Below are 12261 nucleotides of genomic sequence, written 5' to 3'. Positions count from 1 at the left end.
GCTCGAACGGAAGCAAGACCGTGCCGCGGCCATCCCCTGGACCAAGGCAAGAGCGACCGTTGCGCCGGCAGGTCTCCTGGCTCGCGGGTCACGGCACGCTGCACGCCTTCCCAGGCCGTCGTGGCCCAGTGGCTGCCTCTCACAAGGAGGCCAGTGCATCGCGCTATCCGCTCACAGTTGCAGGGACAGCCGCGGATTTGGGGAAAGCTCCCCGCACCGCATTCCCGATTAAGCCCCTTTATGGGGCACCGGCGCGATCTTTGGTGAAAGCCCGTGAGAGCCTTCGCCCAAGTCTCTAGACCCGCACCTCGATCTCGTCCAGCCTCTGCCACCGATAGATGGCGACGCTGATCACCCAGCAGGCGACGAATAGGGCGATGATCGCGAAACCCAGCCCATTGAAATGCGCCCCCAGATTGGCGGCGAGGCCGAACGCCCCGCCGGTCCAACCCATCTTCTCCCCGATCAGCGCCAGCGCCTCGATGCCGCCGATTCCGATCGCCACCAGTGCCGAGATGAGCGTGATAGTGATGTTGTAATAGAGTTTGCGGATCGGCTTCACGAACGCCCATCGATAGGCACCGAGCATCACGACGCCGTCCAGCGTATCCACCAGCGCCATCCCAGCGGCGAACAGCGCCGGCAGCACCAAGAGCGTGCCGAGCGACACGCCGTGTGCCGCCTGCCCCGCCGACATGCCGAGGATCGCCACTTCGGTGGCCGTATCGAAGCCCAGACCGAACAGGAAACCGAGCGGCGCCATGTGCCAGCTCTTGCGCACGAGTCGGAACATGGGCCCGAACAGCCGGGACAGCGGCCCGCGCGCGGCGAGCAGCAGGTCGAGGTCGTCATCCACATAGGCACCGCCGGCGCGGACGTGCCGGAAGGTCTTCCAGACCGAGCGCAGGATGAGGAGGTTCATCGCGGCGATGGCGAACAGGAACAGCGCCGAGACGGCGGTGGCGATCACCCCGCCGACTTCCTGAAACGCGCCCATGCCCGTCAATGCGTGGGTGGTGAGCGCGACGGCGGTGGCGGCGATGGCGATGATACCCGAATGGCCGATCGCGAACCACAGGCCGGTGGCGATCGGCCGCTGGCCGTCGTTCATCAGCTTGCGGGTGACGTTGTCGATCGCGGCGATGTGATCCGCATCGACGGCATGGCGCAGCCCCAGCCCCCAGGCGAGCAGCGCGGCGCCGAGCATCAGCGGCTCGGCGTGGAACAAGACGAACGCCCAGCTCCAGGCGGCGAGATTGGCGGCGATCAGGCCTGCAAACAGCAGGGCGATGCGCGAACGCAAGGAAGGAACGGGCACGTTTCGGTACTCCGGCGGCGTCGTGCGACCTGGCGGGAGCCTTGCCGCACGCGGCCGGCCCGCACCCCGGCCGGACGCCATGAGCGACCGACGCGCGAACCCATGGCGGCCCCCGCCGCTCATGCGTCGCTCAGACGGAGTACACCGTGCCGCGGTCATCCCCTGGACCAGGGCAAGAGCGACCGGACGCCGGCAGGTCTCCTGGCTTGCGGGTCACCGCGCGCTGCACGCCTTCCCAGGCGTTGCCGCCCAGTGGCTGCCCCTCGGACGGAGGCCAGTGCATCGCGCTATCCGCTCACAGTTGCAGGGACAGCCGCGGATTTGGGCGCCGGAGCGCCCGCACCGCATTCCCGATTAAGCCCTGGTCAGGGCACCGGCGCGATCAACACGCTGGTTAGGGGAGCGCGACGCGGCTGGCAACCGCCGGTACGCGCGATTGACGTCCCTCGCTCAGCGGCTAGGCTTTCCGCCAAACCGAAGCTGGGGATCTGTTCATGTCCATGCCGTTCTTTGCCGCCGCTGCTGCGGCGCTCGCGCTTGTCAGCGCACCGCTGCCCGCGAGCCAGGCCGAGGCGCAGGCGCTGGAATTGTTGAAGCGCGGCATCGCCTATCGCAGCGTGGCGGGGCCCGGCAACCAGACGCCGGCCTACGCCGCCTATCTGAAGTCCGTGCTGGTCGCAGGAGGCTTTGCCGATGGCGATGTGGAGATCGTGGCGATGGGCGATACGGCCTATCTGGTCGCGCGCTATCGCGGCACCGGCAAGGCGAAGAACGGCGCCAAGCCGCTGCTGATTTCGGGCCATATGGACGTGGTGGAAGCCAAGCCGGCGGATTGGACCCGCGATCCGTTCACTGCAGTGGTGGAAAACGGCTATATCTTCGGTCGCGGCGCGACCGACATGAAGTACGACATCTCGACGATGGTCGCCACGCTGATCGATCTGAAGCGCAGCGGCTTCCGCCCCGGCCGCGATATCGTGCTGCTCCTCTCCGGCGACGAGGAGACGGCAATGAAGACTACCGCGGCGATGGCCGATCGGTTTCCCGACGCGGAAATGCTGCTCAACATCGACGGCGGCGGGGGCGGGCTGGACGAAGCGGGCAAGCCTACCACCTTCGGCATCGACGGCGCCGAGAAGACCTATGCCGATTACGAGCTGACGGTGACCAATGCCGGCGGCCATTCGAGCGCGCCGCGCAAGGACAATGCGATCTATGCGCTCGCCCATGCGCTGGCGAAGATAGAAGCCCATAGCTTCCCCGGGCAGGTGGACGCGATCACCCGCGCCAGCTGGGAAGCCGCAGCGAAGGAAGCGACGCCCGAACGGGCGGCGGTGATCCGCCGGTTTGTCGCCAACCCGCAAGATGCCGAAGCACTGGCCCTGCTACGCGGCGATCCCGCCACGGTGGGACAGACCGGCACCACCTGCGTCGCAACGATGGTGAGCGCCGGCCACGCCACCAACGCGCTGCCCCAGCGCGCGACCGCCAACGTTAACTGCCGCATCTTCCCCGGCACGCCGGTGGAGGCTGTGCGTGCAACGCTCGCACAGGTGGTGGGCGACCCGACGGTGCAAATCCGCACGCTGGACAGCGGCAGCGTCGCCAGCCCGGCCTCGCCCCTTCGCCCCGATGTGATGCAGGCGGTTACCAAGGCGGTCCAAGCCCGCTTTCCCGGCGTGCCGGTGGTGCCGGCGATGAGCGCGGGGGCCAGCGATTCGATGTGGTTCCGCGCCAAGGGCATACCCAGCTACGGCGTGAGCCCGAAGTTCATGAAGGACAGCGATAGTTTCTCGCATGGACTGAACGAACGTACGCCGCTGAGCGAGATCGCTCCGTCGATCACATATTATCGCAGCCTGCTGACCGCGCTGGCCGGCTAAAGCCAGCCGAGCTCGCGGAAGCTGGCGATGCCGGCGCGGGCGATCACCAGGTGATCGGCCAGCCGCAAGTCGAGCGGCTCCAGCGCACGCAGCAGCAGGTGCGTGGTCGATCGATCGGCAGGACTGGGCGTGGGATCGCCGCTGGGATGGTTGTGCGCCATCAGCACCGCGCGCGCATCGAAGGCCAGCGCATCGGCCACCACCGCACGGACCGGCACGTCCAGCCGGCCTGCGGCCTGGCCGGCGACGTGACGCATGCCGAGCAGTCGCCAGTCGCGATCGAGATAGGCGAAGGCGCCGATTTCCTGCGGTGCATCGGCCAGCCGAACGAACAGCCCGGTTGCCGCCCGCAGATCGGCGATGCGCAAGGGGGAATGCCGCACCAGCATCGCATCGGGGTGCCATGACGGCGTGCCCGCGCGAAGCGGGATCGGCTCCGGATCGGAGGTCCGAAGTGGAGCAAAGGCGGATGACTCGGGCGCCTGCCGCCGCTAGGTTCCGCGCCATGCAGCAATATCTCGACCTGATGGCCCGCGCGCTCAACGACGGCGTGGAAGTGATGGACCGTACCGGCACCGGCACCCGCAGCGTGTTCGGCGCGCAGATGCGGTTCGATCTGCGCAAGGGCTTCCCCCTTTTGACCACCAAGAAGCTGCATATCCGATCGATCCTGATCGAGCTGCTGTGGTTCCTGCGCGGCGACACCAATGTCCGCTGGCTGCAGGAGCGCAAGGTGCGCATCTGGGACGAGTGGGCCGACGAACAGGGCGATCTAGGCCCCGTATATGGCAAGCAGTGGCGCGACTGGGAGTCTGCCGACGGCCGCCATATCGATCAGATCGCCGAACTGGTCCACACGCTGAAGACCAACCCCGCTTCGCGGCGGATGGTCGTCTCCGCCTGGAATCCAGGCGAACTGGGCGCGATGGCGCTCGCGCCGTGCCACTGCCTGTTCCAGTGCCATGTGGCGAACGGCCGGCTGAGCCTGCAGCTCTACCAGCGTTCGGCGGACATCTTCCTGGGCGTACCGTTCAACATCGCCAGCTATGCGTTGCTCACCCATATGCTGGCGCAGCAGGCCGGGCTGGAGGCGGGCGACTTCATCTGGACGGGCGGCGATTGCCACCTGTACCTCAACCATCTCGACCAGGCCCGCGAGCAGCTGGGCCGCACCCCCGGGCCGCTTCCCCGGCTGGAGATCCTGCGCCAGCCGCCGGCGATCGACGCCTATGCATTCGAGGATTTCGTGATCCACGACTATGTCGCCCAGCCGCACATCAAGGCGGACGTGGCGATATGATCACCTTTCATCTCGCCCGGGCCGACAATGGCGTGATCGGCCGCGACGGCCAGCTGCCGTGGCGGCTGCCGGCGGACCTGAAGCGCTTCAAGGCTCAGACCATGGGCCGGCCGATGATCATGGGGCGCAAGACATTCGACTCCTTTCCCTCGCCACTGCCGGGCCGCCGCCATATCGTGCTGACCCGCGACACCGACTGGCACGCCGAGGGAGCTGAGGTTGCGCACACGTCGGATGCGGCGCTATTGATGGCGGGCGCGGATGCTGCGGTGATCGGCGGGGCGGAAATTTTCGCGCTGTTCCTCGACCACGCCGACCAGATCGAACTTACCGAAGTCCATCTGGATGCCGATGGCGACGCGCTTGTCCCCGCGTTCGATCCCGGAGTTTGGCGCGAAACCGCACGCGAGGACCATGCCGCCGAAGCCGACCGCCCGGGCTATAGCTTCGTAACGCTCGCAAGGCGGCGATGAAGCAGGGGGTCCTGATTGGGCTGTTCGCGGTGGTCGCCACCGCCGGGATCGGCTTTTTCGGGATCGCCCCGGTGGTGGTGGAAGCGGGGATGAACCGGGTGGTCGCCACCGCCCTGCCCCGCGTGACGACGCAGACCCGCAGGCTGCACGCCAGGCTCGCCATCGCCGACCTGCATGCCGATACGCTGCTCTGGCGGCGCAGCCTGCTGGACCATGCCAATCGCGGCCAGGTGGATCTGCCGCGGCTGCAGGCGGGCAATGTCGCGCTGCAGGTCTTTTCCTCCGTCACCAAGACGCCGCGTCACCAGAATTACGACGCCAACGACGCGGACAGCGACAATATCACGCTGCTCGCCATCGCCCAGCTGCAGCCGCCGCGCACCTGGCGCTCGCTACTCCAGCGTTCGCTGTGGCACGCCGAGAAGCTGGCGCGCGCCGCCCAAGGATCGGACGGGCAACTGCGCGTGATCCGATCGGCCGCTGACCTAGACACGCTCCTCGCCGATCGTGCGCGGGGGAAATCGGCCGTGGGCGGGCTGCTGTCGATTGAAGGATTGCACGATATCGAGGGCGATATTGCCAATCTCGACCGCCTGTACGCTGCCGGCTTCCGCATGGCGGGTTTCGCACATTTCTTTGACAATCGCGTCGCCGGGTCGATGCACGGCATGGCGAAAGGCGGACTGACCCCGCTGGGCCGACAGGTGATGCGCCGGATGGAGGCGATGGGCATGATTGTCGATGTCGCCCATGCCAGCCACGCAGCGGTTGCCGATATCCTCGCGATCGCGCGCCGCCCGGTAATTTCCAGCCATGGCGGCGTGCAGGCGACATGCAAGATGAACCGCAACCTGACCGACGAAGAGATCCGCGGCATCGCCCGCACCGGCGGCGTCATCGGCATTGGCTATTGGGACGCGGCGATTTGTTCGACCAGCCCAAGGGCGGTGGCGGAAGCAATCGCCCATGTCCGTGACCTGGTGGGCGTCGATCATGTTGGACTGGGATCGGATTTCGACGGTGCGGTGGCCACGGGGTTCGATGCGTCGCAGCTGTTGCTGGTGACGCAAGCGCTGGTCGATCGCGGCTTTTCGGAACAGGAAATAGCCAAGGTGATGGGCGGCAACGTCTTGCGCGTGCTGCGATCGGGGATGGTGCCGCAGCGCTGACGCCCGGCAAAGCGCCCCCAACCCATTGGCATCGCCCGCACCGATCCCTATAGCCAGCCGCATGCAGCGGCTGGACGGCGGCTCGGCGGTTCCGCTTCCCCTCCGGGGCGCGATCGTCGCGCTCGGGAATTTCGATGGCTTCCATTTCGGGCACCAGGCCGTGGTCGGCCGGGCGGTGGAACGCGCGCGGGCAGAAAGCCGGCCGGCGATCGTCGCTACGTTCGATCCCCATCCCCGCCGCTTCTTCCAGCCAGATGCGCCGCCCTTCCGCCTGACGACGTTGGACCAGCGCGAGCGCCTATTCGCCGCCGCTGGCGCCGATGCCATGCTGGTCTTCCATTTCGACGCGACGCTGGCGCGGCTGTCCGCGCGCCAGTTCGCAGAACAGCTGATCGAAACGATCGGCGCGGCGGGCGTGGTGACGGGCGAGGATTTCACCTTCGGCAAGGGCCGTGAGGGCGATGTCGCGACGCTCGCCGCATTAGGCACTGCGCTGGGCTTCACGGCGGAAGCGGTGGCGCCAGTGATGCAGGAAGGCGCGATCGTCTCTTCCAGCCGCATCCGCGCGCATCTGCAGGTGGGCGAGCCGCGCGAAGCCGCGGCACTGCTCACCCGGCCCTTCGCGATTGCCGGCGTTGTGGAAGGCGGCGCCAAGCTCGGCCGGCAGCTGGGCTATCCCACGGCAAACATGCGCCTCGGCAAATATCTCCGCCCCGCCTATGGCATCTATGCCGTGCGCGGGCAGCTGGCCGACGGGCGCGTACTGGACGGGGTTGCCAATCTGGGCATCCGTCCCAGCTTCGACCCGCCGGTGGAGCTGCTGGAGAGCTATTTCTTCGATTTCAGCGGCGACCTCTATGGCCAGACGGTAGAAGTCGCGCTGATCGACTATCTCCGTCCCGAGGCGAAGTTCGACAGCCTGGAAGCACTGACCAAGCAAATGGACGCCGATGCGGCTCGAGCGCGGGAGCTGCTGAAGGCCTGAACTGCCGCGGTCAGTGTGGCAGGAAGCTTTTCACCAGCGAGCCTGCAACCAGCGCCCAACCATCGACCAGCACGAAGAAGATGATCTTCATCGGCAGGGCGATCGTCGGCGGCGGCAGCATCATCATGCCCATCGCCATCAGCACGGCGGATACCGCCAGATCAATCACCAGGAACGGCAGCAGCAACAAGAAGCCGATCTCGAACGCGCGGCGCAGTTCGGAGATCATGAAGGCCGGCGCGAGCGTCGTCAGCGGCGTTTCCGCCCGCGTCGCGATCTTCTTGTTCGCCAGATCGGCGAACAGCTTGAGATCGCTGTCACGCACCTGGCCAAGCATGAACTGGCGAAAAGGCTCGGTGGTCTTCTCGAACGCCACTGTCTCGGTCAGCTTGCCCTTGGTGTAAGGCTCGACCCCGTCGGCCCATGCCTTTTCGAAGGTCGGCGCCATCACGAAGAAGCTGAGGAACAGCGCGAGGCTGATGATAACCGGGTTCGGCGGAACGCCGGGCGTACCGATGCCGGTGCGCAGCAGTGACAGCGCCACCACCATCCGGGTGAAGCTCGTCACTGTCATGAGCAGGCCCGGTGCAAGGCTGAGCACCGTCATCATCAGGACGAGCTGGATCGCCTTCGCCGAAAGCGGTCCTTCGCCACCGATGCTGATGGTCGCACCCTGTGCCGGTGCGGCCACCTGCGCGTGCGCCGCAACGGGAAGCACGATCAGCAGGAAGGCCGCGACGAGGAATTTACGCATTGAGCGCCTCGCGCACCGCGCGCTTGTTCCAGCGCGTGGTGTCGCGCGGGGCGCGGGTACGGGCGGCTGCACGGGCGCGGGCGCGCGACCCGGTCGCCGCGGCGGGCTCGGGATCGGCGGGCGCGGGTTCGGCATCGTTCGCCGCGACAAGCGCGCGCGGTTCGGGCGCGGCCGCAGGGACGGGCTCCATCTCGGTCGACGGCACGAACTCCGCTGCAACGGGCGCCACCAACTCGGGCGTAGGTTCGACGGCAGGCGCTTCGGCGTCGGGGCGGATACGATCCACCATCGCGCGGAAATCGAGCTTGCCGGCCAGCTTGGCCACTCCGGCCTTCAGCGTGGCGACGTCGTCCTCGATTCGAGCGGGCGCTTCAGCGGGCACTTCGGCAGTCGGCTGCACCGGCGCCACGATCCCGGTTTCGATCGTCGCATGGCCTTCCGGCCCGATCAGGATCAGGTGCTCGCATCCGTCGCGACGGATCAGCGCCACCGACCGCTTGGCGTCGACGGCGAGACGTTCGACCAATTCGACGCGCTTGCGCCCGCCCCCGGCCACGCGGCCCGGCAAGCGCAAATCATAGCGTCGCACCGCCCAAAGGGCACCAGCGAGCATCCCCAGCACCAGCCCGAGCGCACCCAGGGTACGCAACATCGACAAGAGGTCCATCAGTTGCGCGACTTTTTAATGAGTTCGGAGATTTCGAGCGACATAACCTCGCCGTCGACGAGGATGCGGCCCGTGGCGACGAGCTCGCCGTTTACATAGACCATGCTGGGATCGTCCTGGCCGCAATCCAGCGGGATCATGGCGCCGCGGCTCATCTGCAGGATCTGCCGGACGGGCACTTCGGTAGAACCGAGCACTACCGCCATTTCGATCATAATTCCGTCGAGTACCGACATGCGTCTCCCTTTCCACCAGACTTATAGGAACCTTTTTTCCGCCCCCTGCGCCCGGCCCGGCAAAAATTGCCTACAATGATGGGGTGGGCCGTTTCGGGCCGTGGAGGATGGACAGATGGATTTGGATGCTTCGCTGGGCATTTCCGCATCGGGCCTGCGCGCCCAGTCGCTGCGCATGCGGGTGATCGCGGAAAATCTGGCGAACCAGGACTCGGTGGCCGAAACGCCGGGAGGCGACCCCTATCGCCGCCGCGTGGTGAGCTTCCAGGCCGAAGTCGATCGGGCGACCGGCGCGACCGGCGTAAAGGTGAAGTCGATCCAGGGCGACCAGTCGAACTTCACCCGCGTCTATCAGCCGGGCCATCCCGCGGCCGACGCGCAGGGCTATGTGCTGCGGCCGAACGTCAACGGGCTGATCGAAAGCGCCGACATGAAGGCGGCGCAGCGCAGCTACGAAGCCAATCTCAACGCCATCGAAGCGGCAAAGAGCCTGACGATGCGCACCATTGATCTGCTGAAATAAGCGAAACGAAGGGGTAGTCTCTCATGTCTATCGGAGCATTGGACGCCACCAAGGCGTATGGCCGAGTCGCGTCCCTGGGGGATAGCCTGGGCAAGGCGAGCGACACCGGCGAGACCGGCGGCGCTTCGGGCTTCGGCGCGATGGTCGAAAACCTGGTCGGCGGCACGGCAGACAAGCTGCGCTCCGCCGAAGCGGCATCGGCCAAGCAGGTGGCCGGCAAGGGCGACCTGATCGACGTCGTCACCGCGATCGGCGCCGCAGAAACCGCGCTCGACACGATGGTGGCGGTGCGCGACCGCGTGGTCGGCGCCTATACCGACATCATGCGCATGCAGATCTGATCCGGCCAGGCCAGCGCCATGACGCCTACCGAACTCATCGGCCTTACCGAAGCCGCGCTGGTGCTGATCCTCACGGTGGCAGGGCCGCTGCTGCTCACGTCGCTGATCGTGGGCGTTTTCGTCGGCCTGCTGCAGGCGCTGACTCAGATCCAGGAAACCACCCTCACCTTCGTGCCCAAGCTGGTAGCGATGGGGCTGGTGTTCCTGCTGATGCTTCCCACGATCGGCCAGGCTCTGGGCCAGTTCATGGGCAAGATCAGTGACATGATCATCCACGGATGATCGTTCCCCCCGATCTCGCGCTGCACGTCTCCGCGTTTTTCATCGTGTTCGCACGGGTGGGCGCGGTGCTGATGCTGCTGCCGGTGTTCGGGGAAGATGCCATTCCCGGCCGCATTCGCCTGTTCATCGCCTTCGCCATGTCCGCGGCAATGTATGGGCTGATCGGCGCCCCCGCCCGCATGGCGGTGGAAGCCGGCGCGATCCTGCCGGCGGTGCTCGTCACCGAGCTGATCACCGGCCTGGCGATGGGAATGATCGTGAAGATCCTGTTCTTCGCCATCTCCATGGCCGGATCGCTGATCAGCATGCAGATCGGCCTGTCAGCCGCGGTGATGTTCGATCCCTCGCAATCGGGCCAGGCGCCGATCCTGTCGAAGCTGGTCGGCCTCGTCGCGGCGCTGACCTGCATGGGCATGCAGGTGCATCACCTGTGGCTCGGCGCGATCGTGCATAGCTACCAGTCCTTCCCGATCGGCGGCATGCCGCCGATGCACGATTTCGCCGAACTGGCGGTGCAGGCGATTGAGCGCTCGATGACGCTGGGGATCAGCCTGGCCGCGCCGTTCCTGGTTTATGGCATCGTCTTCAACGTCGCGCTTGGCCTCGCGGCCCGAGTGGCACCGGCGATCCAGGTGTTCTTCATCGCCCAGCCGCTCAACCTGCTGCTCGGCATCGCGCTGACCATCACCACCATCGGCACCATCCTAACCTTCTTCACCCGCGCCATGGGCGATGCGATGCAAGGGGGCTGGTGATGGCGGGCGGCGGCGACGAGTCGGACGACAAGACACAGGAACCTACCGACAAGAAGCTGGAAGACGCCCGAAAACGTGGCGACGTGCCGATGGCGCCGGAGATGCGTCACGCCGCGATGTTCACCGCCGCGCTGGTGGTGATGGGCGGTCTTGGCACCTATACAATCCAGCATCTCGGCAACTTGTTCGTGCGGCTATGGGGCGGCGCAGAGGATTTCCAGATCACGCCGGACGGCGGGCAGGATTTTGCCACCGGCCTGTTCGCCGCCATTGCCACGGCGCTGACGCCGATCCTGGCGGCGCTGTTCGGCTTCGCACTGCTGGGCGGCGTGCTGCAGGGCCGGCCGATGATCTCCTGGTCGCGGATCAAGCCCAAGTGGAACAAGCTGAATCCGGCCAGTGGCGCCAAGCGCATGTTCGGCAAGCAGGCCATGGTCGAATTCCTCAAGACATTCGCCAAGCTGTGCCTGGTCGCGGGCATCGCCGGCGCTATCGCCTGGCCGCATGCCGCCACAATCGATCGGCTGGTGGGCGCCGACCTCGTCGATGCAGGTGGCGTCGCCAGCGGCATCGTGCTGGCGATGCTGCGGCCGATCGCGACGCTCGTCGGCGCGCTCGCGCTGTTCGACTTCGTCTGGCAGCGCCGCTCCTACATGAAGCGGATGCGCATGAGCCTTCAGGAAGTGAAGGACGAATACAAGCAGAGCGAAGGCGACCCCAAGATCAAGGGCAAGATCCGCGCCATGCAGATGCAGCGGTCGCGCAGCCGGATGATGGCAAATGTGCCAAAAGCCAGCGTCGTGATCACCAACCCGACGCACTATGCCGTGGCGCTGCAATATGATCATGGCGCAATGGGCGCGCCGGTGGTGGTGGCCAAGGGCGTCGACACCATCGCGCTGAAGATCCGCGAGATCGCGACCGCCAACAACATCCCGCTGGTGGAAAACCGCCCGCTCGCGCGCGCGCTCTATGCCAGTGCGGAGCTGGATCGCCCGATCCCCGTGGAACATTACGCCGCAGTGGCGGAAGTGATCAGCTACGTCCTGAAAATCGCCCGCAACCGGCGCTGACTGGCATGTTCTAAAGCCGGCGGTACAGCACCAGCGCGTCGACAAACCCCAGGGTGGGATGATCAAAACCCTGTGGAACTCGCCCCACCGTTTCGAAACCCAGTGCATGCCACAGGCGTACGGCGGGCGCGTTGCTGCTCACCACGAAGTTGAACTGCATTGCCCGGAATCCCCGCGCCTTTGCCTCGGCAAAGGAGTGTTCGGCCATGGCGCGCGCGACGCCCCGCCCCCGCGCCTCGGCCAGCGTGGCATAGCCGCAATTGGCGACATGCGCGCCGCCGCCGCCCTGGTTGGCGCGAAGATAATAGGTGCCCAGCACCCGCTCCCGCTCGACGGCAACGAAGGCCTGGCGATCCGTGTTCAGCCAATAGCCGAGCGCATCCTCGCGTGGGAGATTGCGATCCAACGCGTAGGTTTCGCCCGCACGCAGAACGGGTTCGAGGATCGACCAGAGAGCGTCGGCATCGGCCGATGTGGCGGTTCGCACGTCCATGTTCGTCGC

General features: G+C 66.4%; 16 protein-coding genes and 2 riboswitches. Of the genes, 10 read left to right on the top strand and 6 right to left on the bottom strand.

The features are described 5' to 3' along the window. Positions 1-48: 48 nt before the first annotated feature. Positions 49-268: riboswitch (cobalamin riboswitch) on the bottom strand. 27 nt (positions 269-295) lie between these two features. Continuing rightward, positions 296-1318, bottom strand: a complete 1023-nt coding sequence (locus tag ACNFJ7_RS16840) for a HoxN/HupN/NixA family nickel/cobalt transporter (protein ID WP_037513141.1) — start codon at positions 1316-1318, stop codon at positions 296-298. A 173-nt stretch (positions 1319-1491) separates the two neighbouring features. Then, positions 1492-1711, bottom strand: a riboswitch (cobalamin riboswitch). A gap of 107 nt (positions 1712-1818) precedes the next feature. On the opposite strand from ACNFJ7_RS16840, the gene ACNFJ7_RS16835 reads away from it, so the two are divergent. Further along, entirely contained in the window at positions 1819-3201 is a 1383-nt protein-coding gene (locus ACNFJ7_RS16835; RefSeq protein WP_019368505.1) for a M20/M25/M40 family metallo-hydrolase, read from the top strand. Here ACNFJ7_RS16835 and ACNFJ7_RS16830 read toward each other — a convergent pair. After that, positions 3198-3569, bottom strand: a complete 372-nt coding sequence (locus ACNFJ7_RS16830; protein ID WP_236704386.1) for a JAB domain-containing protein — start codon at positions 3567-3569, stop codon at positions 3198-3200. The genes ACNFJ7_RS16835 and ACNFJ7_RS16830 overlap by 4 nt on opposite strands. A gap of 137 nt (positions 3570-3706) precedes the next feature. Here ACNFJ7_RS16830 and ACNFJ7_RS16825 point away from each other — a divergent pair, with 137 nt between their 5' ends. The 4 genes from ACNFJ7_RS16825 to ACNFJ7_RS16810 all read left to right on the top strand — a co-directional run bounded on the left by ACNFJ7_RS16825 (position 3707) and on the right by ACNFJ7_RS16810 (position 7128). Continuing rightward, complete coding sequence (locus tag ACNFJ7_RS16825; RefSeq protein WP_019368503.1) at positions 3707-4501, top strand: thymidylate synthase; 795 nt, start codon at positions 3707-3709, stop codon at positions 4499-4501. Further along, the gene (locus tag ACNFJ7_RS16820; protein ID WP_019368502.1) at positions 4498-4974 is read left to right on the top strand and encodes a dihydrofolate reductase; all 477 of its coding nucleotides are present in this window, start codon (positions 4498-4500) and stop codon (positions 4972-4974) included. The genes ACNFJ7_RS16825 and ACNFJ7_RS16820 overlap by 4 nt, the downstream gene beginning before the upstream one ends. Then, complete coding sequence (locus ACNFJ7_RS16815) at positions 4971-6143, top strand: dipeptidase (protein ID WP_019368501.1); 1173 nt, start codon at positions 4971-4973, stop codon at positions 6141-6143. The genes ACNFJ7_RS16820 and ACNFJ7_RS16815 overlap by 4 nt, the downstream gene beginning before the upstream one ends. A gap of 61 nt (positions 6144-6204) precedes the next feature. Continuing rightward, positions 6205-7128, top strand: a complete 924-nt coding sequence (locus ACNFJ7_RS16810; RefSeq protein WP_019368500.1) for a bifunctional riboflavin kinase/FAD synthetase — start codon at positions 6205-6207, stop codon at positions 7126-7128. 10 nt (positions 7129-7138) lie between these two features. On the opposite strand, the gene fliP is transcribed toward ACNFJ7_RS16810, so the two are convergent. The 3 genes from fliP to ACNFJ7_RS16795 are packed head-to-tail and all read right to left on the bottom strand — an operon-like array spanning position 7139 to position 8785. Next, on the bottom strand, positions 7139-7882 hold the full coding sequence (gene fliP, locus ACNFJ7_RS16805) for a flagellar type III secretion system pore protein FliP (protein WP_019368499.1): 744 nt from the start codon (positions 7880-7882) through the stop codon (positions 7139-7141). Beyond that, entirely contained in the window at positions 7875-8534 is a 660-nt protein-coding gene (locus ACNFJ7_RS16800) for a flagellar biosynthetic protein FliO (protein ID WP_236704385.1), read from the bottom strand. The genes fliP and ACNFJ7_RS16800 overlap by 8 nt, the downstream gene beginning before the upstream one ends. Before the next feature lie 14 nt (positions 8535-8548). Further along, positions 8549-8785 (bottom strand): FliM/FliN family flagellar motor switch protein, encoded by a 237-nt coding sequence (locus ACNFJ7_RS16795; RefSeq protein WP_019368498.1) that lies wholly within the window; start codon positions 8783-8785, stop codon positions 8549-8551. A gap of 115 nt (positions 8786-8900) precedes the next feature. Between ACNFJ7_RS16795 and flgC the strand changes: the two genes are divergently transcribed. From flgC to flhB, 5 genes are read left to right on the top strand one after another with little or no spacing between them, the layout of a single operon-like run. After that, complete coding sequence (gene flgC, locus ACNFJ7_RS16790; protein ID WP_019368497.1) at positions 8901-9308, top strand: flagellar basal body rod protein FlgC; 408 nt, start codon at positions 8901-8903, stop codon at positions 9306-9308. A 23-nt stretch (positions 9309-9331) separates the two neighbouring features. Further along, a complete protein-coding gene (locus tag ACNFJ7_RS16785) occupies positions 9332-9649 on the top strand; it encodes a flagellar hook-basal body complex protein FliE (protein WP_026008950.1) in 318 nt (105 codons plus the stop codon). A gap of 18 nt (positions 9650-9667) precedes the next feature. Next, positions 9668-9931: a flagellar biosynthetic protein FliQ gene (locus ACNFJ7_RS16780; protein WP_019368495.1), complete on the top strand. Its 264-nt coding sequence runs from the start codon at positions 9668-9670 to the stop codon at positions 9929-9931. Then, the gene (gene fliR, locus ACNFJ7_RS16775) at positions 9928-10686 is read left to right on the top strand and encodes a flagellar biosynthetic protein FliR (protein ID WP_019368494.1); all 759 of its coding nucleotides are present in this window, start codon (positions 9928-9930) and stop codon (positions 10684-10686) included. The genes ACNFJ7_RS16780 and fliR overlap by 4 nt, the downstream gene beginning before the upstream one ends. After that, the gene (gene flhB, locus ACNFJ7_RS16770) at positions 10686-11759 is read left to right on the top strand and encodes a flagellar biosynthesis protein FlhB (protein ID WP_019368493.1); all 1074 of its coding nucleotides are present in this window, start codon (positions 10686-10688) and stop codon (positions 11757-11759) included. Before fliR ends, flhB begins: the two co-directional genes overlap by 1 nt. A gap of 10 nt (positions 11760-11769) precedes the next feature. On the opposite strand, the gene ACNFJ7_RS16765 is transcribed toward flhB, so the two are convergent. Then, on the bottom strand, positions 11770-12252 hold the full coding sequence (locus ACNFJ7_RS16765) for a GNAT family N-acetyltransferase (RefSeq protein ID WP_019368492.1): 483 nt from the start codon (positions 12250-12252) through the stop codon (positions 11770-11772). Positions 12253-12261: the final 9 nt, after the last annotated feature.

It is taken from the genome of Sphingomonas sp. HT-1 (assembly GCF_048568905.1).
Classification (GTDB): domain Bacteria; phylum Pseudomonadota; class Alphaproteobacteria; order Sphingomonadales; family Sphingomonadaceae; genus Sphingomonas.
Note: the sequence above shows the minus strand (reverse complement) of the source record. Positions and strands in the feature narration are given on the sequence as shown.